The 24,495-nt window shown below is 58.2% G+C and carries 19 protein-coding genes; 9 read left to right on the top strand and 10 right to left on the bottom strand.

Going from position 1 to position 24,495, the window contains the following annotated elements; translation table 11 throughout:
• Positions 1–27: 27 nt before the first annotated feature.
• The 10 genes from KB449_RS06045 to KB449_RS06000 form a co-directional block, all read right to left on the bottom strand.
• Positions 28–1,764: a type 2 periplasmic-binding domain-containing protein gene (locus KB449_RS06045; protein WP_282907515.1), complete on the bottom strand. Its 1,737-nt coding sequence runs from the start codon at positions 1,762–1,764 to the stop codon at positions 28–30.
• Between the two features lie 87 nt (positions 1,765–1,851).
• Positions 1,852–2,742 carry a carbohydrate ABC transporter permease gene (locus tag KB449_RS06040; protein ID WP_282907514.1) on the bottom strand — a complete coding sequence of 297 codons (891 nt, stop codon included), beginning with the start codon at positions 2,740–2,742 and terminating at the stop codon, positions 1,852–1,854.
• A gap of 28 nt (positions 2,743–2,770) precedes the next feature.
• The gene (locus KB449_RS06035) at positions 2,771–3,742 is read right to left on the bottom strand and encodes an ABC transporter permease (protein ID WP_282907513.1); all 972 of its coding nucleotides are present in this window, start codon (positions 3,740–3,742) and stop codon (positions 2,771–2,773) included.
• Positions 3,743–3,954: 212 nt separating this feature from the next.
• Complete coding sequence (locus KB449_RS06030; protein ID WP_282907512.1) at positions 3,955–6,264, bottom strand: hypothetical protein; 2,310 nt, start codon at positions 6,262–6,264, stop codon at positions 3,955–3,957.
• Positions 6,265–6,301: 37 nt separating this feature from the next.
• Entirely contained in the window at positions 6,302–7,444 is a 1,143-nt protein-coding gene (locus KB449_RS06025; protein ID WP_282907511.1) for a GNAT family N-acetyltransferase, read from the bottom strand.
• Between the two features lie 18 nt (positions 7,445–7,462).
• The gene (locus tag KB449_RS06020; RefSeq protein ID WP_282907510.1) at positions 7,463–8,923 is read right to left on the bottom strand and encodes an ABC transporter substrate-binding protein; all 1,461 of its coding nucleotides are present in this window, start codon (positions 8,921–8,923) and stop codon (positions 7,463–7,465) included.
• Positions 8,924–9,033: 110 nt separating this feature from the next.
• The gene (locus KB449_RS06015; protein WP_282907509.1) at positions 9,034–9,912 is read right to left on the bottom strand and encodes a carbohydrate ABC transporter permease; all 879 of its coding nucleotides are present in this window, start codon (positions 9,910–9,912) and stop codon (positions 9,034–9,036) included.
• Positions 9,909–10,835: a carbohydrate ABC transporter permease gene (locus tag KB449_RS06010; protein ID WP_434082487.1), complete on the bottom strand. Its 927-nt coding sequence runs from the start codon at positions 10,833–10,835 to the stop codon at positions 9,909–9,911. Before KB449_RS06010 ends, KB449_RS06015 begins: the two co-directional genes overlap by 4 nt.
• A gap of 432 nt (positions 10,836–11,267) precedes the next feature.
• Complete coding sequence (locus tag KB449_RS06005) at positions 11,268–13,010, bottom strand: cache domain-containing sensor histidine kinase (RefSeq protein WP_282907507.1); 1,743 nt, start codon at positions 13,008–13,010, stop codon at positions 11,268–11,270.
• Positions 13,011–13,052: 42 nt separating this feature from the next.
• Positions 13,053–14,693, bottom strand: coding sequence for a response regulator (locus tag KB449_RS06000; protein ID WP_282907506.1), 1,641 nt, complete (start codon positions 14,691–14,693; stop codon positions 13,053–13,055).
• A gap of 291 nt (positions 14,694–14,984) precedes the next feature.
• On the opposite strand from KB449_RS06000, the gene KB449_RS05995 reads away from it, so the two are divergent.
• From KB449_RS05995 to KB449_RS05955, 9 genes are all read left to right on the top strand, one after another.
• The gene (locus KB449_RS05995; protein WP_282907505.1) at positions 14,985–15,602 is read left to right on the top strand and encodes a TetR/AcrR family transcriptional regulator; all 618 of its coding nucleotides are present in this window, start codon (positions 14,985–14,987) and stop codon (positions 15,600–15,602) included.
• Between the two features lie 48 nt (positions 15,603–15,650).
• Positions 15,651–18,026, top strand: coding sequence for an MMPL family transporter (locus KB449_RS05990; protein WP_282907504.1), 2,376 nt, complete (start codon positions 15,651–15,653; stop codon positions 18,024–18,026).
• Between the two features lie 163 nt (positions 18,027–18,189).
• Positions 18,190–18,615, top strand: coding sequence for a hypothetical protein (locus tag KB449_RS05985; protein ID WP_282907503.1), 426 nt, complete (start codon positions 18,190–18,192; stop codon positions 18,613–18,615).
• 247 nt (positions 18,616–18,862) lie between these two features.
• Positions 18,863–19,015 (top strand): hypothetical protein, encoded by a 153-nt coding sequence (locus KB449_RS05980; protein ID WP_282907502.1) that lies wholly within the window; start codon positions 18,863–18,865, stop codon positions 19,013–19,015.
• A 211-nt stretch (positions 19,016–19,226) separates the two neighbouring features.
• A complete protein-coding gene (locus tag KB449_RS05975) occupies positions 19,227–20,327 on the top strand; it encodes a GerAB/ArcD/ProY family transporter (RefSeq protein WP_282907501.1) in 1,101 nt (366 codons plus the stop codon).
• Entirely contained in the window at positions 20,324–21,871 is a 1,548-nt protein-coding gene (locus KB449_RS05970; RefSeq protein WP_282907500.1) for a spore germination protein, read from the top strand. The genes KB449_RS05975 and KB449_RS05970 overlap by 4 nt, the downstream gene beginning before the upstream one ends.
• On the top strand, positions 21,868–22,983 hold the full coding sequence (locus KB449_RS05965; RefSeq protein WP_282907499.1) for a GerAB/ArcD/ProY family transporter: 1,116 nt from the start codon (positions 21,868–21,870) through the stop codon (positions 22,981–22,983). The genes KB449_RS05970 and KB449_RS05965 overlap by 4 nt, the downstream gene beginning before the upstream one ends.
• Positions 22,964–24,196, top strand: a complete 1,233-nt coding sequence (locus KB449_RS05960; RefSeq protein WP_282907498.1) for a Ger(x)C family spore germination protein — start codon at positions 22,964–22,966, stop codon at positions 24,194–24,196. The genes KB449_RS05965 and KB449_RS05960 overlap by 20 nt, the downstream gene beginning before the upstream one ends.
• On the top strand, positions 24,193–24,441 hold the full coding sequence (locus KB449_RS05955) for a hypothetical protein (RefSeq protein ID WP_282907497.1): 249 nt from the start codon (positions 24,193–24,195) through the stop codon (positions 24,439–24,441). Before KB449_RS05960 ends, KB449_RS05955 begins: the two co-directional genes overlap by 4 nt.
• Positions 24,442–24,495 lie beyond the last annotated feature (54 nt).

Here is a 24,495-nt window from a genome sequence, read left to right as displayed (position 1 = left end):
AAGGGGCGACAGTCCTTGGTCAAAGCCTTACTTCATGAAATCCGCGAGCTTTTTGACGTTCTCTTCGAACTTCTTCTGGCGGAACGCCTGCATGGCGTCATAGCCGGCCTTGGCGCGGTCGTCCTTGAACTGCTGCAGGATCTTGTCAAAATCCGCGTCGGACTTCGACAGCAGCAGCTTCGGCAGCGCCTTGCTCCAGAGCGTGTCGATCTTCGTCTTGGAGATGCCCTCCGGAGACGTGGCCGGCGGATCGATCAGGTCGTACTGCGAATAGCTGACCGTCTTGCCGCGCGTCCAGTCCTCCATCTGCTTCGTCGGTTCGACGCTCGGCGGCGCCCATTGCAGGTTCATGTTCGTGTCCATCAGCATCCAGAAAGTGTACGACGATCCATATTTTTTGTCAAAAGAAGTGCGGTCGGACTGCATGAGCTGCAGCGCTTCCGGCTTGAATTGGTCCTTGCCGTCGATCGTATCGTACGAGAAGCCCTTCTCGCCAAGGTACAGATCTTTCTGTCCTTCCTCGCTGATCAGGTAGCTGAGGAACTTGATGGCGCGCGCTTTGTCCTTGACGTCCTTGGAGATGAGCGTGACCGTCCAGCCGGAGATCGAAGGACCGGCCAGCTTCGGCGGATCCAGCTTCGCGTTGGCCGGACCGTCCACGGCGATATACACCGAGTTCGGGTCCTTGGCGTACAGCACGTTCTCTTGTGCGGCCAGGTCGGAGCGCTGATAGATCATCGCGAAGTAGCGGCCTTGCGCGATCTTTTCCTCCATCTGCGTGCGCTTGTCGATAAAGATGTCCTTCGCGAGCAGGCCGTCCTGGTTCGCCTGGCGGAATACCTTCAGCCACTTCACGTATTCTTCGTTGTCGACGAGGGCGTACTTGTCGTTGAGCTTGCCGTCGACGTCGCGCGGAATGGCCAGGAAGTCGGCCAAATAATCTTCCAGCGAATAGTTGCCCGTCGTCGTGAACTCGTGCAGGCCGAGCGGGATGAGCGGCTGGCCGTTCACGTCCTTGTACTTTTCCTTCGCGGCCTTGAGGGCGGCGAGGAAGCCTTCCGGCGTCCGCATGTCCGGCTTGCCCAGCGCTTCGTACATGTCCTTGCGCACGAGGAACGTCTGATTGGACGTAAAATTCGTACCGTACGTCTCGTAGTCCTTGGGCGAGGACGATGCGTTCGGATAACCGTAGACGTTGCCGTCCGGCTGGGTGTACCAGCTCAGCTTCGCGGGGTCGGCGACCTTGAAGAAATACGGGTCGTATTCCTTGGCCAGCTCGTTGAGCGGCAGTACGAGCCCTCCCTCCTGCATTTTTTTGACCGCGTCCTCGTACCAGCCGAGCGTGATGAAGTCCGGCAGCTTGCCCGAGGCGATCATCGTGTTCATCTTCTCGTTCTCGTTGCCCGCCGGTACGATGAAGTTGATGTTGACGCCCGTCTTCTTCGTGACGTATTGGGAGGTCGGATCGACGCCCCACTTGTTCGGGAACCAGGAGAAGTTCAGGTACCAGTCGAAGGTGATCGGCTTGGCGGCATCTGCCTGCCAGCCCGGCGCGTCGGATGACGCAACGCCTTCGCTCTCCGCGCTAGCGGAGGCGGTCGCCGAAGCCGAAGACGCGCTGGCGGACGGGCTGGCGCTGCTTGAGGCGGGTGCGCTCGAGCTCGACTGGCTCTCGTTGTTGCCGCCGGCGCAGGCCGACAGCGAGAACGTCAGCGCGAGCAGCAGCGTGGAGGCGATCGTTTTGTTGGATACGCGTTTGTTCATGTTCGTTCCCCTTTGCTTTTCTAATGGACAGTCTTCTATGTGGAAAATCGTGGTTGCCCTATTTAATGGAAGCGTCGTCCGTCCGGATCAGCCCTTGATCGACCCGATCATGAGCCCCTTCACGAAGTATCGCTGCAAAAACGGATACGCGAGCACGATCGGCAGCGTCGTGACGACCATCGTCGCCATTTTCACCGAGTTGGACGTGACGGACTTCGTAATGCCGCCTGCCGCCGCCGTCACCATCTGACTCGTATCGTTCTGCGCGACGACGCGGTACAGGAACGTCTGGATCGGCTGCAGCTCCGTGTTCTGCGTGATATAGATGACGCCCGCGAAGTAGTCGTTCCACTGCCACACGCCGTGGAACAGCGCGATCGTCGCGACGACCGGCAGCGAGACCGGGATGACGACCCGCAGGAATAGCACCAGGTCGTTGGCGCCGTCGATCTTGGCGGCTTCCTCGAGTCCCTGCGGCAGCTCGCGGAAAAACGATACGAAGATAATCAGGTCGAAAAAGCTGAACATGGCCGGGATGATGTATACGAAAAAATTGTCCAGCAGCTGCAAGTCGCGAATGAGCAGGAAGGTCGGGATGAGCCCGCCGTTGAAGATCATCGTGACCGTGCCGAGAATCATGTACAGATTGCGTCCGATCAGCTCCCGCCGGGAGAACGCGTAGGCGACCATTGCCGTGAAAAAGACGTGCAGGACGGTGCCGACGAGCGTCTTGGCGACCGTGATCCCCATCGCGGTCACGATGCCGGGATTGTCGACGACCGCCGCGTAGTTGTCCAGGGTAAACACGCGGGGCAGCCAGTAGATGCCGCCGCGCATGGCGTCCTGCCCGCTGTTCAGCGAGTTGACGAGCACGTACCAGACCGGGTAGATCGTCACGAAGCAGATGACGAGCATGAGCAGGACGTTGATGCCATCGAAGACGGCCTCGCCTCTCGTTCTTCTTTTTAATGCGAACATCGGATTCCCTCCCTTCTCTAGATCTCGGTCAGAACAGCGTGGATTGGTTCATGCGCTTTAAGATGCCGTTCGCGCCGAGCAGCAGTCCGAGCGTGATGACGGACTTGATCAGGCCGACGGCGGTCGCGTACGAATAACGGGATTGGGAGATGCCCGTCTGGTACACGAATATGTCGATGACGTTGCTCGTACTGTCGTTGAGTGCGTTGCGCATGACGAAGATCTGATCGAAGTTGGAGTTTAAGAGGCCGCTGACCGCCAGAATGAACAGAATCGAGATCGTGCCGGCGATGCCGGGCAGCGTCACGTACTGCATCTTCTGAAAGCGTCCGGCGCCGTCGATCGTCGCCGCCTCGTACATTTCCGGCGACACGCTCGCCATCGCAGCCAGATAGATGATCGCCGACCAGCCGAGCTCCTTCCAGATGTCCGAGGAGACGACGATCGTCCAGAAGTATCCCGGACTGGCCAGATAATCAACCGGATCGCGAATGAGGCCGAGCGCCTGCAGAAATTTGTTGATTACGCCTACGTCCGACAGCCAGGTCGTGAGAATGCCGCCCAGGATGACCCATGACAGAAAGTGCGGCAGGTACGAGATCGTCTGCACCGCTTTTTTGAACCGGACCGACCTGAGCTCGTTCAGAAAAAGAGCGAACAGAATCGGCAGCGGGAAGCCAACGATCAGCTTGAGCAGGCTGATGCCGATCGTATTGCGGATAACGCCGGGCAGTTGTTCGTCCGAGAAAAATTCGCGGAAATGCGTCAGGCCTACCCACGGCGCCTCGCCGACCGACTTGATGATGTTGTACTCCTTGAACGCGATGATCAGGCCGTACATCGGGATGTAGTTGAACACGAGCATCCAGGCTACGCCCAGCAAGGCCATCGCTTGGAGGTAGCGCTGGGCGAGCAGCTTCCTGGCCCATCCGGCCGCCCCGCCCCGTCGCGTGCGCGCCTGCGTCCGCTGCGCTTCCAGCGCCTCCGCACGGGCATCCATACGATCGACCTCCTGTCTTTTTCAAGCGTTGTAAGTGTTTTCATCTGTTTGTATTGTACGATCCCTCCCGCAACGTTGGGTAGGCTCGATATTTCGTATCGCGTCTCCGTTTTTCGGAAGTTGGCGTGTGGATCGGGAAAAAATGAAAAGAGCCGCCCCCCTCATCGCGATAACGGGGGACGGCTTCTATATTGCTGCGAAGTCGGACTGATTTAATAAGCGATCGTCGGATTCCAATACGTCGAGTCGCTGGCGTTGTCGCCCTTTTTGTCGACGACGAAGTAGATCACGTCGTTTACGGCGACGGTCACGTTCACGCTCGGGTTAAAACCCGTACCGTCGTTGAAGGCGATCGACTGCCACCCGCTCGCCGGCCAGATCTGCGTGCCGTTCTTCATGATCTTGACGTTGACGCCGTCTCCGCCGCCCATGTCCTGCTTCCTCACGTTGCCGCTGACATTAACGGTGCCCGCTTGCGGCGCCCGCCAGGCCAGCGCGGCGGCGTTCGTATCCGGATGCAGCACGTTCGGCACGATCTGGCACCAGGTCTGCGCGCCCTTCCAAGCGGTGCCGTTCCAGGTCATGTCCGAGTAGGCCGAGCCGTTCCACTGCTTGTAAGACCATTGATTGGCCGCTTGCGTGGCGGAGAATCCGTTCGAAAACGTGTAGGAAGGCGGATACGCGACGATCGGATTCCAGTACGTCGCGTCGCTGGCGTTGTTGCCGTTTTTGTCGACGATGAAGTAGATCATGTCGTTCTGGGCAACGGATACGTTCACGTTCGGGTTATACCCCGTGCCGTCGTTGAAGGCGATGTACTGCCATCCGCTGGCCGGCCATACTTGCGTACCGTTTTTCATGATTTTGACGTTGACGCCGTCTCCGCCGCCCATGTCTTGCTTCCGGACATTGCCGCTGATGTTCACGGTGCCAGCCTTCGGCGCCTTCCAGGCGAGCGTGGATGCGTTCGTGTCCGGATGCAGCATGGTCGATTCGATCAGGCTCCAAGTCTGCGCTCCCTTCCATCTGGCACCGTTCCAGGTCATGTCCGAATAAGCCGAGCCGTTCCACTGCTTGTAATACCACTGGTTGGCCCCTTGCGTGGACGAATAGCCGGTCGCATAGGTGTACGTACCCGATACCGTCGCCGCCGCGGCGGCAGGAATCTCGATGACGATCGGGTGATCGGTCATCGCCAGGCTAATGGCGCTTGCGCCCGCATACGTCGCGGTCGGCGTCGTCCCGACGGTCGGATCGTACGTTCTCGCGATCGCCGCGGGGACATCCAGATTGACCGTAATATTGTTCGTGCCGCTGTAACGGTCGTTCCAGACGACGAGCTCGAACGTGCCGTCATGCTTTTGCAGCAGCAGATCGTGAACGGTCGCCGGCGCGCCGGCGATGGAGTAACCCAGCTGCCCGGGCGTCATGGAGCCGTAGTCGCTAAGGATCGTCGTGAAATTATGCATATAGTCGGCGGCCGGCTTGTAATTGTAATTGACGTCGACGAAGCCGAAGTTCGCTTCGCTGTCGTCCTTGATCTGATAAATAAACGTATTTTTGATGCCTCGTTTGAACTGGCTCAGATACAGGTTCATGAACAGCTTGCCTTGCTGCTGCGGCGTAATGACGTTGCCCGGGCCGCCGGTCGACGGCCAGCCGGTCTCGGTCGTCACCCTTGGTAGCGCTTGCAATTGTGCGTTCGTATAGCCGTTGAATTTCTTGTTCCAGGTCACGCCGAAATCCTGACGCAGCGAATTGTAGATTTCGAGCGTCGGGTCGGCAGCGTTCCAGGTCACGTTGTCGCCGAGCGTCTGCCCGAACAGCTGGCCGTTGCTGCCCGATACGTAGTTATGGGAGTTCGCGTAGTCCGCATAGGTCGTGCCGTCCGGCATCAGCGTCCCCGCTCCGCTCGGGATTTTGATAAATTGCAGGCCGACATTGTCCGGTTCGGCACCGAGGTTGGACGCGCTGTATACGGGATAGTTCAGCAGCGCCGAGTCCGCCTTGACCTGGCTATACAGCGACTGCTGGTACTTGGCAACAGGCATGAAGGTGCCGGTGAGGGAAGAAGTCTGACCCTGGAACGTGACGGGGAAGTTGCCCGGCTCGTTCGGCCCTTCGATCGCCATAAGCGCGCCGGCGTTCGCGAGCGTCCTGGCCTTGTTCAGCTGATCCGTCAGATTGGCGTCGTTCGGGCCGTTCACGCCCGCGTCGGTCCGGATGCCGTAAGTGTTGTACAGGTACAGCAAGCCATTCGCGTCGCCGAGCTCGTTCATCATATCGCGGGCGTTGCGAAGCCCCGCGTAGGACATGGCGGCGCCGACGGACGCCGCGCTCTGCCCCTGGCCCAGATGGATCGCGACCCCGAGCGAATCAAGGAAGTCCGCTGCTCTGACCGCGGTGACGCCGGCCGCATGCGCGGATTTGAGCGGCGCGCCCAGCGGAACGCCCAGCGATACTGCTACAATGGCGGTTACCGTCAGCGATGCTTGAATGCTGAAGCCAATCGTTTTTTTCATCGGGATGCCCTCCGTCAATGAAATAAAATCGAAATGCTCAGATATAGCACAGTCCTGCGGTGTAGGGAAAAGGGACCGGAAACAAATCGCGGAAAGCTTCTGCGCCTTCCGGTGCAGGCTCGTCACGCGCGCCGGAGCAATCGAAAATAAGCCGGATCAGCTGCTGCGAAGTGTAAATGGCAGGTGGCGGGCCTCCCGTTCTCCCTAGCAGCCAATGGCCGTCTTCCCTTTGCTTAAGGATAAGTTCGCTAATATCCCCCCTCTCCCGAAGCCATGGGCGAAGCTGATCGATCAGCGCATCGCCGTCCATGATGCCCACCGTGCCGGGGTGGTTCTCCGTCTCGTCGGGAATGCCGTCTAGCTTGGTCTGCAGTTCGCGCTCGTGCCATGGCACGGGAACGTCCAGCGTCGAGAGTCCGTACCGGCGCACGGCTTCCCCGAACAGCGCCGCGAGCGCCTCCGGATCTCCGGCATGCTCCAGCACGGTTCCGTACCCGTCCGACTTCCTTGAGACGCCGATTACGGCGGCGCCTTTTATCCATCCGCCCGATTCATGCACGAGCACGCGCTGCGACATCTTCATGATGCTTGCGAACGCCTCCGCCTTGAGCAGCATCGCCAGCTCGTTGACGCCGAGACAATACCGCACGGGCCGGGAAGCCATCGCCGCGTGCAGCGCGAACAGATCGTCCGCGCGCAGCTCGCGGACGATCCCTTCCTCGCCGCGGCCGCCGGCGAGCAGCGTCTGCGCCTGCGCCGGGTTCACGCGGTACCGGAGCACCCGTCCGAAGGGCGCGCATCCGTTGCGCGTGTAGAGCGAACGGTCGCCCGATACGAGCAGCAGCGAAGCGCCCGCTTCGCGGGCGAACGCGTACACCTGCTGCAGCAATTGACTTGCATAGCCCTTGCCTCTTGCCGAAGGCTCCGTGCACACCGAGCCGAGCGATAGCACGCTCAGCTCGGCCGCGCCGATCCGTACCGTCCAGGGCACGAGACCCATGAACGCTACGAGCCTCCCGTCCGCTTCGAATGCGCCGTATGACAAGTGCGCCGCCGCGTCCGAGAATATAAAGGGAAACGCGGTCCCCATCGACGTCTGCTCCGCGTCGCGAAACGTATCGTCCGACAAGCGGACTGCTAATTTCATTTCCTCATTTGCCAGCCTGCGCACTACTGTCATGCTGCTTTCCTCCGCTTCCTATTCCACTTTGATTTTCGAGAGCACTTCGGTGTCGAACTTTTTGGCCGCCTTGTCGAGCTCGGCTTTGGGGTCTGCGTTCTTGTCGGACAAGATTGCCTGCATGGCGGTCGTGATGACCCCGTAGTAATCCTGCGCATTATAGGTCGCTTCCGGCTCGCCCTTCATCATGGAGACCGCTTGATCGTCCACCGTGAACACCGTATCCGGATACTGGGCGAGGATGTCCTTCATCTGATTGCCGTAATCGGAATCGATGTTGTAATACACGCTCGTCGGATCCCAGAAGTAAACCTGATTGTTCGTCTTCCGCTCATCCAGAATGCGCTTCAGCTCGTCAAGACCGCTCTGATTGAAGTAATCCAGCGTCAGATAGTTAAACGCGGCCTGCTGCACTTCCGGCGGCTCTTGCGGGTTAATGACGCGATAGTTGCCGCCCATCACGCCGACATGATCGCCGCCCTTCTCCATAGAAGGCATCGGCAGCACCATCAGATCTTCCTTTTTCATGCCGGCCTGGTTGACCGAGTCTTCGATCTTCTGGCCGATGACCATCGCCGCGCGTCCTTGCTTGAACAAGTTGTACGTTTCATTATAATTCAGCGCCCAGTTTTGCGGCAGCGCATTCGCTTCCCATCTCAGCTTCTTCAGGAATTCCATCGCCTTGACGCCGGCATCGGAGTTAAACGCGGAAGTCACTTTGCCGTCCGCCACGTTCTCCGCCTTGCCTCCTGCTTGATACAGGAAGTTGGTCCAGTTCCAGCCGCCTTCGTTGCCCTTGGCCATAATCGCGAAGCCCGCGATCCCTTTCCCCGGATCTGCGGTCGCTTTTGCCGCGTTATAGAAGTCGTCCCACGTCCAATCCGCGGTCGGCAGCGGTATGTTCTTGTCTTGGAACAGCTTTTTGTTGATCATGACGTTCATGATGTAGCCGTCGTATGGCAGCGCATACAGTTTGCCGCCGATCGTCATCGGCCCGAGTAGCTTTTCATTAAAGTCGTTCTTGTGCTCATAGCCGGCCATCAGGGTCGTCAGATCGGCCGCCCATTGATGCTCCGAGAGCGTCTTCCCTTCCGTAGCGAACGTGTTGAATGCGGCTTGGGCCTGGTGCGCGGCCATCTTGATGCCGATCTCGCTGGGCGCGTATTGCCAATCGTTTTTCTTGATCGTCACGTTCGGATACTTCTCTTCGAACCGCTTGATCCGGCTGTCTTCAAGCGCGATGGCCTCCGTGTTGTCCGGCTTCGGGTACTGGATCGTCATCGTAATCTTCGGCGCTTCGGTGGAAGCGGCCGGGCTGGAGGCGCCCGCATCGGAAGCGGATGCGGAGGCGCTTGGCGAGGCGGAAGCGCTCGACGAAGCGGATGCTCCTGCGTTGCCATTGTTGTTGCCTCCGCAGGCGGTGGCGACCAGCATCATGGTGAGCAAGGAAAATGCGAGACCTTTTTTCTTGTTGTTCATTTTTAGTTCCCCTTCCTATATTTGATTCATTTGACAAGTTCATCATAACGGTGCGGGCTTGCCGATTCGATGACGGATCCACAGCATTGTGATGACGGATTCACCGCGGATTATCCTTTGACGCCCGACAGATTCAGACCGTGCATAATATTTTTTTGGAAAATGATGAAGAAGATAAGCGGCGGAATCATGATGGCCGTAAGTACGCTGAACTTGACGTTCCAGGTCAGCATCGTGGCGGTTACGATATCATAATACACGAGCGACGAGATCGGATACTTTTCTTTGACAGACAGCACGAGAGACGGCCAATACCAATCGTTCCAGGTCGCCGTGAACGTGAATATGAGCAGCGTCGAGAACACGGGAAGCGAGAGGGGCAGCGCCATTCTGACAAAGCAGCGAAGCTCCGAGGCGCCGTCTATGCGCGCCGCTTCGAACAGCTCCTTGTTGATGCCGTCCATGAAGCTTTTGAGCAGCAGGATGTTGAACGCATTCGCGCCGGCTGGCAGCCAGAACGCCCAGTAGGAATTGAGCATGCCGAGGCTCTGCAGATTGAGGAAGTTCGGAATCAGATAGGTCGCGCTCGGGATCATGAGCGTGCTCATGAAAAACAGCGTCGCGGTCTTGCGATAGGGGACCTTCATCTGCGACAGGCTGAACGCGGCCAGTCCCGGGATGAGCAGCGCGAAGAAAGCGTTCCCCGCATAAAGCAAAAGCGTATTCAAAAACGCTCTCGTCAGATTGACGTATTTAAAGCCTAAAGCATAATTGCCCCATTCCAGATGATGCGGAAAATAGCTCGGCGGAAAGACGAAGATTTCCTCCTTGGTCTTCAGCGAACCGAACAGCGTCATTCCGAACGGATACAAGAGCGTCACGGCAAGCGCGAGGAGCAGCGCCAGCATCGCGCCGTAGGCGATCATGACCGACTTTTTGTTCATATCGAACGAGGACATAATGCTTCGTTCGCGGACGGCTTTGCTCATGCTTGAGGGCTCCTTCCTTGCAGGCGGTACAGAACGGCGGACAGCACCGTCAGCACGACGAACATCATTACGCCCATCGCGGAGGCTCTGCCGTAATTCATATACGTAAACGCCTGATTGATAATCTGATACATATAGGTCAGCGTCGCGTTGTTCGGGCCGCCGCCGGTCAGCGCCACTTGCGTCTGGAAGCCTTGAGAGGTCGCGATCAGCTGCATGATGAACAGGAGCAGGTACAAATGCCTGATGCCGGGCAGCGTAATATGCCGAATTCGTCTGAACACCCCGGCGCCGTCGATCTCGGCCGCTTCGTACAGGTCCTTCGGAATGCCGACGATGCCTGCCAGATAGATGAGCGCCGTCGCGCCGAAGCCTTGCCATGTCTCGGCCAGGACGATCGAGAAGGTCGCCCAGTGCTTGTTCGTCAGCCAGTCGACGCGGTCGATGCCGAACCAGGACAACAACTGATTAAGCGGACCGAGCGGATCGTACAGCCACATCCACATCGCGTACAGCGCCACCGCCGGCACGATGTTCGGCAAGTAAACGATGAGCCGCATCCCGCTCTGGAATCGCCGGAGCTCCGATATGGCGATCGCCACGACGCTCGGCACCCAGAATCCCATGAGGACGCCGAGGAACATATAAAAGAGCGTATTGCGGACCGCGATGCCCAGATCGCTGCTCGCCAGCGCTTCGACGTAGTTGGTCCAGCCGATGAAGTGGTTCCCGTTGACGAAGTCGATGCTGTAAAAGCTGTAAACGACGCCCTTCACGATCGGCGTCCATAAGAACAAGCCGAAAACGGCGATTGCCGGGACCAGGAACGCGACGCCCCAGAAATAGTCTCTGAACGACTTCGATAGCCGGCCGCCGGCTTCCCCTTTGCGCGCAACCGGCGATTGCGATGCCAAACCAGCCACCATCCTTTCTACTATTCGAGTTATACCTTCTATTGTAAATGGCGGTCCCCGCCAATCCCATGATCGAACCTATGCATCGCGTGACGGATTCTCACAGAACGCTGCGTGGCGGAGCGGGCTGGCGACGAGGCTGCGGACCCGTGGCCGGGATTGCCCATAGATGCGCATACATGGTGCACCATCGCTACTGGAGCCCCCGCCTGCGGCCAAGCTACATTCTTTAGGCACCACAATCCCGCGCACCGGCCAACTATTAACCTACGTCGATACTTTAAGCACCTCAGTGCCGCGCAACGGCCCGCCACCGACGCTCCCCCGCCAACGCAGCAATCTCCATGCAGTCCCCACTTATCAAAACATCAAAAGCGGGAAGAAGCGGGAACCCTCCCGCTTCTTCCCGCTTCCGCTGTTACACGCTTGTGATCGCCTGCCTCATCCCGTTCCCTTGATCTCGCTCTCCGATAAAACCGCCGGCAGCCGGATCAAGGCTCTCGTCCCGCCCTCTTCGCGCGCTTCGAACGAGAGGCCGTACGCGTCGCCGAACCGCAGCTGAATCCGCTTGTGGACGTTGCGGATGCCGAAGCCCTTGTCCTGGTCGGCCGTTCCCGACAGGATGGCCTCGATCTTCGCCAGGTCGACGGGGCGAAATCCGTTGTCTTCGACCGCGATCAGCAGCAAGCCCCCGGACACCCGGATATCGATCGCGACCTCGCCTTCCCCGTCCATCTTGCCGACCCCGTGCAGGATGCTGTTTTCCACGAGCGGCTGGATGACGACCTTCGGCAGCAAATAGGCGTCTGCGCCTTCCTCCAGATTGATCCGGTACAGGAAGGAGCCTTCGTACCGTTTCTCCTGCAGGTTTAAGTAGGCTTCGACATGATTAAGCTCTTCGCGGATCGTGATGATCTCTTTGCCTCTGCTAAGGCCGATCCGCAGCATCGTCGACAGGTCGCGCACCATATGCGCCACCTCGGGGACGCCGCCCCGGATGCCGTACCAGTAAACCGAGTCCAGCGTGTTGTAGAGCAGATGCGGCGTGATCTGTGAGTGCATAAGCATGAGCTCGGATTCTTTTTGCTTGATCTCCATCAGGTACTTCTCTTTGACGAGCTGGTTCAGCCTCTGCGTCATTTTATAGAAGGTGCGGTAGACGAACCCGATCTCGTCCTTGCGGTCCGCCTCTCCGAAACTCGCGAACGCCTGGCCCGGCTCGTAAGATCTCGTGAGGCTCGCGAGCCTCGCCATCGGCCTGAAAAAGGACTTGCCCAAATAGAAGAAGAAAAACATGACGACGATAAAATAGCACACCGCGGAAAGCTGCAAAATCTCCTGCACCTTCTTGTGGGCGCCGACGAGCGATTCGACCGGGATATCGTAAATGAGGCGGTTATTGTAAGCCACGCTGTCGTGAAAGATATGCATGACATTGCCCGTGATGCGGACGCCGGGAAACAGCACTTTTCCCGTCTCCGGGGTTTCCGACTTCGAGCCGAGCGCAGCGGTGCCGGCCAGCACTTCGTTGTCGGCGTTCACGAGAAAGACATCGGTGCCTTTGGGCAGCGCGAATGCGTTCATATCCGTCTTGAGTTTGTTCTCGATCGCCGTGGCGACGAGCACGCTGGTCGTCTTGCGCCCCAAGGAGATGTCCGTCACCGCTCTGGTATAGGCCATCGTTTTTTGCGGCTTTTGTTTGAAGCCGAACTTATCGATGAGCGATACGGTACCGAGGCCGCTCGCCTGAATGGCCGTGTTCAGCCACGGAATGTCCTTAAAGTCCCGTACGAAAAAAACGCCGCCGTCCGACACGTCCGAATTCGGCGCGAATTCGAACTCGGACACGCGGTCCGTCATGACGAACAGCGAGTATTTGACCTGGGAGGAATAATCGGCAAGCAGCTTCTCCGTGGCCACGTACCGCTGCACGCGTTCATCGTCCGCGATTCGCTCGACGTCGTTCCATTTTTGCACCGCGTCCGAAGCGATCAGCGCCACCGTCGTCTGGTCGATCGAGTCCAGCACGCGGTCCATTGTCGCATGATTTTGCCTGTTCAACTCAAAAAAGGCCTTGCCCGTCTGCTGCTTGATCGACAGGGACGCCTGGTCGGAGGCGACCCAGAAGATCAGCAGCATCGGAACGAGGATCAGCACGACGACGAACAGCAGCGCTTTTTTCATTAATCCGTACGAATTCGCCTGCCTGAACAATGGTAGTCACCCTCATCGACGAACGGTATTGGGACTTTCTCCGTAAAAGCGCTTAAATATCCGGCTGAAATGCTCCGGCGATTCGTAGCCGACCTCGTCCGCGATCTCATATCGTTTCTTGGACGTGCTAAGCAGCAAGTGACGGGACTCCTCCATCCGCAGGCTGGTGACGAAATCCCACACGGTATCGCCCGCGATTCGCTTGAACAGATAACTCAAGTAGTTCGGGCTCAAATGGACATGGTCCGCGATATCTTGTATTTTCAAGCCTTTGTGCCTGTACGTCCTCCGGATATAATCGATCGCTTGCTGCACGATGACGTGGTCGCGGTCGTCCATGGACGTGCGAATGAGCGTCGCGGCCTCCGTCAGGTAAGCTTCGAGACGATGCCGGATCTCGATGGCCGCCGAAGGCAGCTGAAAATAAACGATCGGTTCCAGCGCCCGATACCGCTCGCCTACCGTCTCCTTCATGTCCAGCAGCATGGCATATACGCGGTATGCGATGCTGAGCGCGATCCCGGCGGTCGCTTCCGCCGTATCGAATGCGGGCGCGATATCCAAGGTAAAGCGCCGGACCGCGTCATGGACCTCTTCGCCCTTGCTCCCCGTCTTCATCCATTCGACGAGCCGGTCGGTTTTCTCCTGCCACTGGACCCGGATCGACGCCTCTCTTCGCTGAAAATCCTCCGCATAAAACACGTTGTGCGTCTCGTACAAGCCGCGCCATCTCACGGCTTCCGCCGCTTGCCGGTAGCACTCGGGCAGCTCCGACAGTCCGCGACGCAGCGGGCTGATGCCGATTACGGCTTCCATCCGCAGACAGCTGCGGATGTTGTTCACGACGCCTGCCGCAACGAGGTTCAGCTGCGTCACTTGCTCCGTCCGATCCTGGGACGCTCCGAAGTCGCGGAATTGCAAAATGGTAACGAGGCGATTGCCCTGACCGAAAAAGGAGATCGCCTCCCAATCCGATACCGTCTCCTCGACGATGTTAAGCGAAGCATATTTGAGCAGATTCTGGTCTCGAAAGGAACGGATCGCTTCTCCTTCCCACCCCGCGCGTTCCCATAGCAGCTCGATGACGAATGCCGCAAAATAAGGACCTTCCAACCGAACCTCGAGCTGCTCGAAAATAAAAGGATCGTCTTCGGCCGGCATGAGCGCGCCCGCGATCGCTTCATTTAAAATGTAGGTTCTGAGCGAGGTCATGCCCGTGAGCGAAAATTTTTGCTTCAGCGAGTCCTCCGCGATTCGCTTGTATTTCTCGTGACGATCCGACAGCGCCTTCTCGACGACCTGCGTCAGCTGCGAGAGCAGCACGGGCTTGATCAAATAATCGCGCGCGCCGAGGCGTATGCAATGCTGTGCGTATTGAAACTCGTCGTGCGCGGAGATGACGACGACCGGAATATCGGGCTTCTCCGACAAGATCGACTCCATCAGCTCGATGCCGTTCATGCCGTCCATCTGAATATCGGTCAGAACGAGGTCGACGGATTCCATGCGCACGTAATCAAGCGCTTCATAGCCGTTCCACGCGGTAAGCACGTGAGAGATATTCAGACCTGACGCCTCCAGGGAATCCTTAATGCCCCGGCATACGATGGCTTCGTCATCTACGACCAGTACGGTATACAAGAGCGCTTTCATCCCTTTCTCCGAAACGATATCCATTGGGGATACAGATCATTCGCACTAAAAGTATACCTTATTGTAATTCGAGCCGACCGCCCCGTCGATGACGGATTCAACGGGCCGATGACGAATTCAACGATAAGGATGCCGCGCCAAAAAATAGATGGCCGGAATGCGTTCACAAATTCGTAATACGTTACCCATTGTGCAACTTTGCACTTTGGGCAATAATCTATATTAGAACGCAGGCATTTGCCAAGGCAGGCTTCTTATTTGGAATCGGGGTGTAAAAATAACGAAGATATGATGATCAAACAAAACTTACGCGATATGAAAAAAGAGGCGACCGCGCACGCGCTGGCGGATGCGGCTTACGAGCTCGCGCTGGAACGCGGGCTGGACGGCTTCGTGGTTGACGACATCGCGCAGCGCGCCGGCTATTCGAGAAGAACCTTCGCCAACCACTTTTCTTGCAAGGAAGAGGCCGTCGTCATGTCCACAGTGACCTTCAAGGAAAACCACAAGCCGCCGGAGCAGGTGCTCGCCGCCATACCGCCCGATGCCCCTCCGCTCGATACGCTGCAGCATTTGCTCAAATTGCGGATTACCGCAGAAATGTTCCGAAAGCTCCGCACGCTCTTGACGATGTCTAAGGAAGCGCCGACGCTCGAGCCGTACATTCTGAGCTTGCTTCGCAAGCTGCAATTCGAGGCGCAGACGATTCTGAGCGAGCTGTCCCGCGGGCGATATCCCGAGAGCTACGCCCATTTGCTGGCCGGGGCGATGTACGGCATCATGCTGCCGCTCATCGACGGCAGTCTTAACGTATTTCTGCCCGGCGAAACGGCGGTAGAATCTGCTGAAGCAATGACGTTCGAGCAATACCTGGATACGGCTTTCAACCATTTGCGCAAGGGCTTCTAATTTAGATTTTCGCACAGACCGTATATATAAAGGAGAGAAACCCCCGTTATGTCGACATTCCTGTACAAAGTGGGCAAGACCGCCTACGGCAAACCGTGGCCGTTCATCGCCGGCTGGCTCGTGATCCTCGCCGTCGTCCTCGCGCTGCTCGGCGTGAACGGCATCCACGTCAGCTCGGAGATGAAGATCGAGGGCACGGAATCGCAAAAGGTGCTGGACCAGCTGGCCGAGGAGCTGCCGGCGGCGTCCGGCGGCCAGGCCAGCATCGTATTCACCGCGCCGAAGGGCGAGCGCCTCGACACCGCGGAGCGTGGCGCCTTGATTCAAAAGGCCGTGAACGATGTCTACGCCAACGAGTACGTCATCAATCCGGCCGAACTGGCCCAGCAAGCCGCTGCGGCAGGCGTTTCTGCCGATGCGAGCCAGGCGAGCGGTCAGGCGGACGGTCAAGCGGGCGGTCAAGCGGGCGGTCAAGCGGGCGGTTCGGCCGCCGCGGGCGCGGCCCAGGATAGCGGAGCCGGGCAAGCAGCGGCCGCCGCGGCGCCTTACGGCCCGATGATGATCGACGGCGCGCCGGTACCCAGCGTCCTGATCTCCGCCGACGGCAGCGTCGCGCTGTTCCAATTCCAATTTACCATGCAGCAGACGTCGCTCCCCGAAGAAGTACCGGATCAAATCATCGAAGCCGCGGAGCGCGTCCAACAGAACGGCTCCGGCATCACTGCGCTGCCCAGCGACTCGCTGAAGAGCAAACCGGCGATCGGCTCCACCGAAGCGGTCGGCATCGTCGTCGCGGCCGTCGTGCTGTTGATGACGCTCGGCTCGGTCGTCGCAGCGGGCCTGCCGCTCCTGATCGCCATCCTCGGGGTCGGCATCAGCGTCGGCGCAGCCTTCGCGTTTTCCAAATTCATCACGATGACCGACATTACGCCGGTGCTCGCTCTTATGGTCGGACTCGCGGTCGGCATCGACTATGCGCTGTTTATCGTCAATCGGCAGCGCCGCATGATTCTCGACCAGGGGCTAAGCGCGCGCGAGGCCGCCAGCCGGGCGATCGGCACGGCCGGCAGCGCCGTCTTTTTCGCCGGCCTGACCGTCATCATCGCCCTGTGCGGCATGCTCGTTATCGGCATCACGTTCCTGTCGGCCATGGCCCTGGTCGCCGCGGCGACCGTCCTCGTCAACGTGCTGATCGCCCTGACCTTGCTGCCCGCCCTGCTTGGCCTTATCGGCGAACGCATCTGTTCGGCCAAGGCGCGCGCCAACAAGAGCGCTTCGGCTTCCGAGAAGCACGGATTCGCGCATGCGTGGGTTAAAGGCATCGTCAAGGCACGCTGGCTCGTCGTCGTTATCGTCATCGTCGTCCTCGGTTTCGCCGCCATTCCGGTCGTCGAGATGAAGATGGGCATTCCGTCCGGCGCGACGGCGAACCTCGACACGGGCGCCCGTCAGAGCTACGACGCCATCTCCGCAGGCTTCGGAGAAGGCTACAACGGCCCGCTTCTGCTCGTTGCCGAGCCGCGCGCCGAATCGGGCAAGATCACGATGGAGACGCTGGGCGCGATCGTTCAGGGCCTCCAGAAGCAAGCGGGCGTCGCGATCGTCTCGCCGATGGGCGTGAACGAAGCGGGCAACATCGGCATCATCAGCCTGATCCCGACGACCGGTCCGACGGACGACGCGACCAAGGATCTCGTGCAGGCGCTGCGCGCCACGGATTCGCCGATCGCGCAGACCAACGACGTGAAGATCGGCGTCACGGGTTTCACCGCCATCAATATCGACATGTCCGCCAAGCTGGCGGAGGCTTTCCCCGTCTACATCGTCATTATCGTCATTCTGTCGCTGATCATCCTGCTGCTCGTTTTCCGGTCGATCATCGTGCCGATCAAGGCGACGGTCGGCTTCCTGCTCAGCGTACTCGCGACGTTCGGTATTACGACGGCCGTCTACCAATGGGGTTGGCTCCACGCGATTTTCGGCTTCGACACCGGCGGACCGCTGCTCAGCTTCATGCCGATTCTGGTCACCGGCATTTTGTACGGGTTGGCCATGGATTACCAGGTATTCCTGGTCAGCTCGATGCGCGAATCCTATGTACACGGTCATAAAGGAATCGACAGCGTCGTGCACGGCTACGAGCAAGCCAGCCGCGTCGTCGTTGCAGCCGCTGTCATCATGGTCTCTGTTTTTGCCGGCTTTATTTTCGCGCCGGACATCATGATCAAGCAGATCGGCTTCGCCCTCGCGGTCGGCATTCTGGTCGACGCCTTTATCGTCCGCATGGCGCTCGTCCCCGCCGTCATGGCGATCTTCGGCAATGCCGCCTGGCGCCTGCCGAAGTGGCTCGACCGCATCCTGCCGAATCTGGACGTCGAAGGCGACAAGCTGCTCGCGCAGCTGAAGGCACGGGGAGAAAACTGATTGTCGGTTAGAGCAATTTGATTTTAAAAATGGGGCGAAGCAGAGGAATTTCCTGCTTCGTCCCGTTTGCGTTTCGGTCTGCGGCCACTTTTTGAGTAGATTACGGGGATAGCAAAGCCGTCTCCACTTGGCGGGAGCTCGGTGTAAATTTGGAGCAGAGACGTTGTGCAGCGTTTCTTTAGGGAACCTCGGCGATATTCGCGGCCAAGAGGCGCTGTATAGCGTTTCTTTGGCGGACCTCGGCGATATTCGCGGCCAAGAGGCGCTGCACAGCGTTTCTTTGGGGGACCTTCGCGAAAAATGCGGCGAAGAGGCGTTGTACAGCGTTTCTTTCGGTGACGTCGGCGATATTCGCGGCCAAGAGGCGCTGTACAGCGTTTCTTTGGGTGACGTCGGCGATATTCGCGGCCAAGAGGCGCTGTACAGCGTTTCTTTGGAGGACGTCGGCGATATTCGCGGCCAAGAGGCGCTGTACAGCGTTTCTTTGGGTGACGTCGGCGATATTCGCGGCCAAGAGGCGCTTTACAGCGTTTCTTTGGGAGACCTCGGCGATATTCGCGGCCAAGAGGCGTTGTACAGCGTTTCTTAGGCGGCTCCGGCGCCAATTGTTGGCAAAGAGGCGCTGTGCAACATTATATGGCTGCTCTTGCACCAACCGTGGCCAAGAGACGCTGTCTAGCGCTTCTTGGCGAAACCGTGGCGTCGGCCGAGGCTTCTCAACCTTTTACGACAGTTCCTTTGTGCCCTTTATTTTCATGGACGCTTCCAGCATAGTTCGTCGGCGCATTCGGAAACCTATTCAGGCTGTTTCAATTTAAAACCGGGAGGTGCGACACATGCCGAACAACAAGCAAAACAACACGACCCGCCAAGGTCAAAACGTTCAAGCGAACAAGGTTCCGTCTTCGACGCAAAGCGATACGGAATTCGCGTCCGAGCAATCCCCAGGCACGGGTTCCGTGACGAAGCTGCCTAGCCGTAAAGGCTAAAGCTCGTAGCGATCTGGCGTTTGGCCACTGCGCCGGACGGCGTAAGCGGCGCAATCGCACCGATGCCCTCCCGTTCAGCCGAGTAAGCTTCGAGACCTTGCGAAAAGGGCTGCTCCGACCTGGGGCGGCTCTTCGTCTATTCGGACAGGTGCATAATTTCATTCCCCCTCATGCAAAATACGAAGGTTCCATATTTACCCTGCCGAGGGAGGTGCGAGCCATCGTCCAGTACAGCCGCTTTCAATTGTCCGCTTTGATCATCCTGTTTCAGATCGGCAGCTCGTCTCTGTTCCTGCTGGCCAGCGACGCCAAGCGCGATGCCTGGATCGCCACGCTCTTCGCCATGCTAGTCGGCTTCGCGCTACTCGCGTTCGTCACCCTGTCGATCCAGAAGCTCGCGCCTCGCCAGAATCTCGTCGACATCTTGCTGGCCTACTTCGGAAAGTATGCGGGCACGGTGCTCGCCGTTTCCTACATCCTCTACTTCAGCTATAAATCCATCCGGAATTTTCGCGAATTCAGCGATTTGATGATTGTATATTTGCTTCCGCATACCCCGCTTGCTGTCGTTTTGCTCGTATTAATTCTTTTGTCCGCCTATGCGGTTTATCAAGGGGTGGAAGTGTTTTTCCGCCTGGCCGAGGTTCTCCTCCCTGTCGTTCTCATCGTCTATTGCGCGCTGATCTTCTTGCTCATCGGCGCAGATATCGTTCATCTCGAACGGCTGCAGCCGATCATGGAGGGGGGCGTGCGGCCGGTTTTCGACGCCGCGATTCCCGAGGTTATTTCTTTTCCATTCGGAGAAATGGTCGTTTTTCTGATGCTCTGGCAATATTACGGCGACCGCAAGACGTTAAGCCGGGTCACCTTGTTCAGCTATTTGTTCGCAGGCGTCTTCATCGTCGTCACCAATATAGCCATCATCGGCAGCCTCGGTCCGGTATCGCTGATCAGCTCCATTCCGTTCATGATGGGCACGAGCTTCGTCCAAATCGCGAGCGTCATCGAGCGGATGGATCCCTTCGTCGCTCTGCTTCTGTTCACGGGCGTCTTCATGAAGCAAACGACCTACTTTTTGGCAGCTACGCTCACCGCTTCCCGTCTGCTCAAGCTGCGGCACCGCACGATGATCCTGCCGGTCGGGATGGTGATCTTCGGCGGCTCCCTCCTGTTTCGCAGCCAGATGGCGCAGGTGTGGATCGGTTTTAAATACAATTTGAAGTATCACTTCCCTATCTTTCAAATCGCCATTCCCCTGCTCCTACTCTTGATCATGCTGGCGAAAAACCGACAAATGAAGGTGCGCGCATGACCAAACGACGTTCAACCCCGATTCCCGAATCGTCCGCAGTTGCGCTTGAATGGATGATGAACGAGCTCGGCCACGGCGCGGATATCGTGACCCGCGATTTTGCCTGCGGCGCAGATGGGCAGCCGCTCGTGACAATCGTCTACATCGAAGGACTGGTCGATCCGATGTCCGTCAACGGGAGGATCGTCGATCGCATTCTGGACGCGGCACAATCGCTCGTCGAGTCGATAACGGGCTCCGAACGTTTGCGGCTGCTCAAAGACAAGGTGCTGGCCGTCGGCGGCATCGCGGAGGTCCGAACCGGCGAAGAGATTCTCAAGTCGCTCCTTGAGGGCAGCACGGTCGTGCTTGTCGAGGGGAGCGAGATCGCCGTATGCGCGAACACGGCGGGCGGCGAGCATCGAAGCATAGAAGAACCGAGCTCCCAGACCGTCATCCGCGGACCGAAGGAAGGATTCACGGAAAGCATGCGGACGAACGCTTCGCTCATCCGGAGAAAAATCAAGTCGCCGAAACTGAGGATCGATCATAAAAGCATCGGAACGGTGACGCAAACCCAAATCGCCGTCGTCTACCTGAAGGACATTGCGAACCAAAAAATCGTCGACGAAATCCACGAACGGCTCGATGGCATCGATACGGACAGCATCCTGGAGAGCGGCTATATCGAAGAGTTCATTCAGGACCGGACGTTCACGCCGTTTCCGACGCTGCAAAACCTGGAGCGCCCCGACGCGATCGTCGGCGGGATCCTGGAAGGCCAGATCGCGATCATCGTGGACGGCACGCCATTCGTGCTGCTCGCGCCGGTCACGTTCAACCGTTTCTTTCAATCGAGCGAAGACTATTATCAACGCTTCGACATCGCTTCCTTTCTGCGATTGATCCGGTTCGGTTCGTTCCTCGTTTCAATGCTTCTCCCTTCGCTGTACATCGCGATCACGACCTTTCATCAGGAAATGATTCCGACGACGCTGCTGATCAGCCTGGCCGCGCAGCGGGAGGGGACGCCGTTCCCGGCGATCGTGGAAGCCTTCATCATGGAGATCACCTTCGAAGTGCTCCGCGAAGCCGGGGTGCGCATGCCGAGAGCGATGGGATCGGCGATCTCGATCGTCGGCGCTCTCGTGCTCGGTCAAGCCGCCGTGCAGGCCGGGCTCGTATCGGCGGCGATGGTCATCGTCGTTTCCTTTACGGCCATCGCGAACTTCGTCATCCCGTCGGTCAACATGGCGACGGCCTCTCGGCTCATCCGCTTTGCCATGATGATACTGGGCGGCACCTTCGGCTTGTTCGGCGTCATGACGGGGCTGATGTTTTTGTTGATCCATATGGTCAGTCTCCGGTCGTTCGGCATTCCGTTCATGCTGCCGTTGTCACCGCTCTCGATACCCAATTTGAAGGATGTGTTCATCCGCTTGCCTTGGTGGGCGCTCTCGACGAGGCCGCGGCTGATCGCGGATCCGAAGGCGAACGTCCGGCAAGGCAAAAACCAAAAACCCGAGCCGCCTTCGTCCTTTTCCGGCGAAAGGAACGACGAATGAAAGAGAAAATCACGTCCTTTCAAGTGTCTGCGCTCATCATGTTCACGATCGCGCCGACGGGCATCCTGCTGCTTCCAGGAGCGATCACATCGTTCGCGAAGCAAAATGCCTGGCAGTCGGCGGCGATCGGCACGCTCATCGGAATCGGGATCGCCGTGCTGGTCGGCCATATTGGCAATCAAAACCCCGGCATGCCCCTGATGAATTGGCTGGAGAAACGACTCGGACGATGGGCTTGCGTATTGATCGGACTGTTCCTGGCCCGCTACTATATCACAGTCTCCGTGATCACCCTGAGCGAATTTTCGTATTTTATATCCGATGAAGTGCTGCATCGCACGCCGCAATGGCTGACGATGTCGATCATCATGCTGGTCGTGCTCTACGCGGTCGGCCAAGGGATCGAGACGATCGTCAGAGTCAACATGATCACGTTCCTCTTCTCGGTCCTGTTGATCGCCGCAGGTTCTCTGCTCATTATGAAAAACATGCACGTGAAGCCGCTGTTGCCGCTGTGGGAAGGCTCCTTTACGCCCGTTCTGAAGGGCAGTCTCCTCCCTGCCAGCTGGATGTCCGAGGTCGCGGTCTTGCTGCTGCTAGCGCCTTATATCCGGCAAAAAAAAAGCGCGATCCGTGCGGGAATCGCGGGTGTGGCGCTTGCCGGCGCGTCGATCACCGTCACCGTCGCCGTCTCGATCGCGACGTTCGGCCCGCGCCTCGTGCCGCTCATCACCTACCCCGGTTTTTTGATCGTGAGCGTCATCGAGATCGGCAGCCTGCTTGAGCGTCTCGAGATCGTATTCATCTCGATCTGGCTGCTGACCATGTATTTGAAGCTCTCGGTCCTCATGTTCGGGGCTAGCCAGTGCTTGGTGCAAAGCTTCCATATCCGCAACGAGCGGCCATTCCTGTTCGCGCTGGGTCTGTTCGTGTTGCTGAATGCGCTGTACTCGTGGGGCAATGCCGCCGACTTCTACGCATACACCGTTAAAACCGGTTTTTTAGACCTGCTGTTCAGCAATGCGCTGGTGCCGGCAATCATCGCGGCGGGTCTGTGGGTCACGGCCAAAGGAATGAGGAGGCGACGTTCGTATGACCCGAACGATTCGTAAGGGTATCTTGGCTGCCTCTTGCCTGGCCTTCTGCATCCTGCTGTCGGGGTGCTGGGACCGGACCGAGCTCAACGAGCTCGCCATCACGTCCGCCACGAGCTTCGACAAGACGGATAAAGGCTGGACCATCTCCTACCAGATCATTATCCCTTCAGCCATCTCTTCAGGCTACGGCGGCGGCGGCGCAGGCAGCAGCGGATCGCCGATTACGGTGTATTCGACCACGGGAAAAACGATCAGGGAGGCCGTGTCCCGCAGCGTCATGGAAAGCCCGCGGGAGCTCTATTTTGCGCATAATCGCGTGCTGGTCGTAAGCGACAGAGCCGCCCGCTCCGGCATGAACGCCATCCTGGACGTGTACTTCAGGCTGCCGGAAGCGCGGGAGACCGTCAATATTCTGATCTCCGAAGGGGACCCTTCGCGAATAATCAGTCAGTTGTTCGCCATTCAGCGCATCAGCGGAGAAGGGCTGCAGGCCCTGATCGCGAAGGAAAGCAGAATCGATTCGATTCTGCCTGCCGTCAAAGTATACGAGTTCGCAATGAGTATCGTGGGGGATGGACGAAGCGGCGTATTGCCGGAAATCTACATCGGCGGCTCGCCGGACGTAAACCGGACGGATCAACTGTCGAAGACCAGCTTGACGGCGAGGCTTAAACTCGGACGCCTCGCCCTGTTCAAAGCCGATCGGATGGTCGGTTGGCTGAACCAGCGGGAAGCGCTGGGCGTCTCCTTTATCGCCGACCGCATCAAGTCTGCCACCTTCGCTTTTCCATGCGTCAACAGGGGCCAGACGGAGCAGCTGGGAACCTTCCGAATCACGAAGTCTTCGACGAAGCTCGTGCCGAGGCGAGCCGGCGAACGGCTGACCATGGACGTCCGCATTCGGACAGAAGGCGCGCTCGAAGAGATGGACTGCGCGCTCGATCTGCTGGAGCCCAGCGTCCTTCAGCAATTGGAAGCCCGATTAAAGGAGGAAATCGACAATATCGTCGACGAGGCCTGGAAGGCCGTCAAAATGCACAAAGCCGACGTTCTTGGCTTCGCGGAAGCCGTCCATCGGCATGATCCGAAATACTGGAAGTCGGTGAAGAACAACTGGGACGAGGCGTTCGCGTCGATCGCGTTGAAAACCGACATTAAAATGAAAATCGAGCGAGTCGGCGTCAGCACCAAAACGTTCAAAAAACTCGAGGAGCAGGAAAACGAATGAAGCTTACCCCGCTCTTCGGCGTTTTCGCCGCAGGAATTTTGCTGTTCGCCTATTTCGGGTGTAAAGCGATGCTGGCGCACGGACGAAAGGGAGAATCGGCCGGCTTCCTCTTGCTTGTCGCCTGGAGCGTCTATATGAGCCTTGCCAAGCTGAACGATTGGCCCCGCTTGACGCTGATCCGCCTTCAACAGTTCGTGCTGAGCCCGGCTTGCGATTGGTTCCTGCATTTCATCCATTACCGTTGAAGATTCCGATCGTACGTTGTGCGTAAATGGAGATCGGCTGCCGGATGTTCCTTT

Source organism: Cohnella hashimotonis (assembly GCF_030014955.1).
Taxonomy (GTDB): domain Bacteria; phylum Bacillota; class Bacilli; order Paenibacillales; family Paenibacillaceae; genus Cohnella; species Cohnella hashimotonis.
This window is presented reverse-complemented; position numbering and strand designations above follow the sequence as displayed.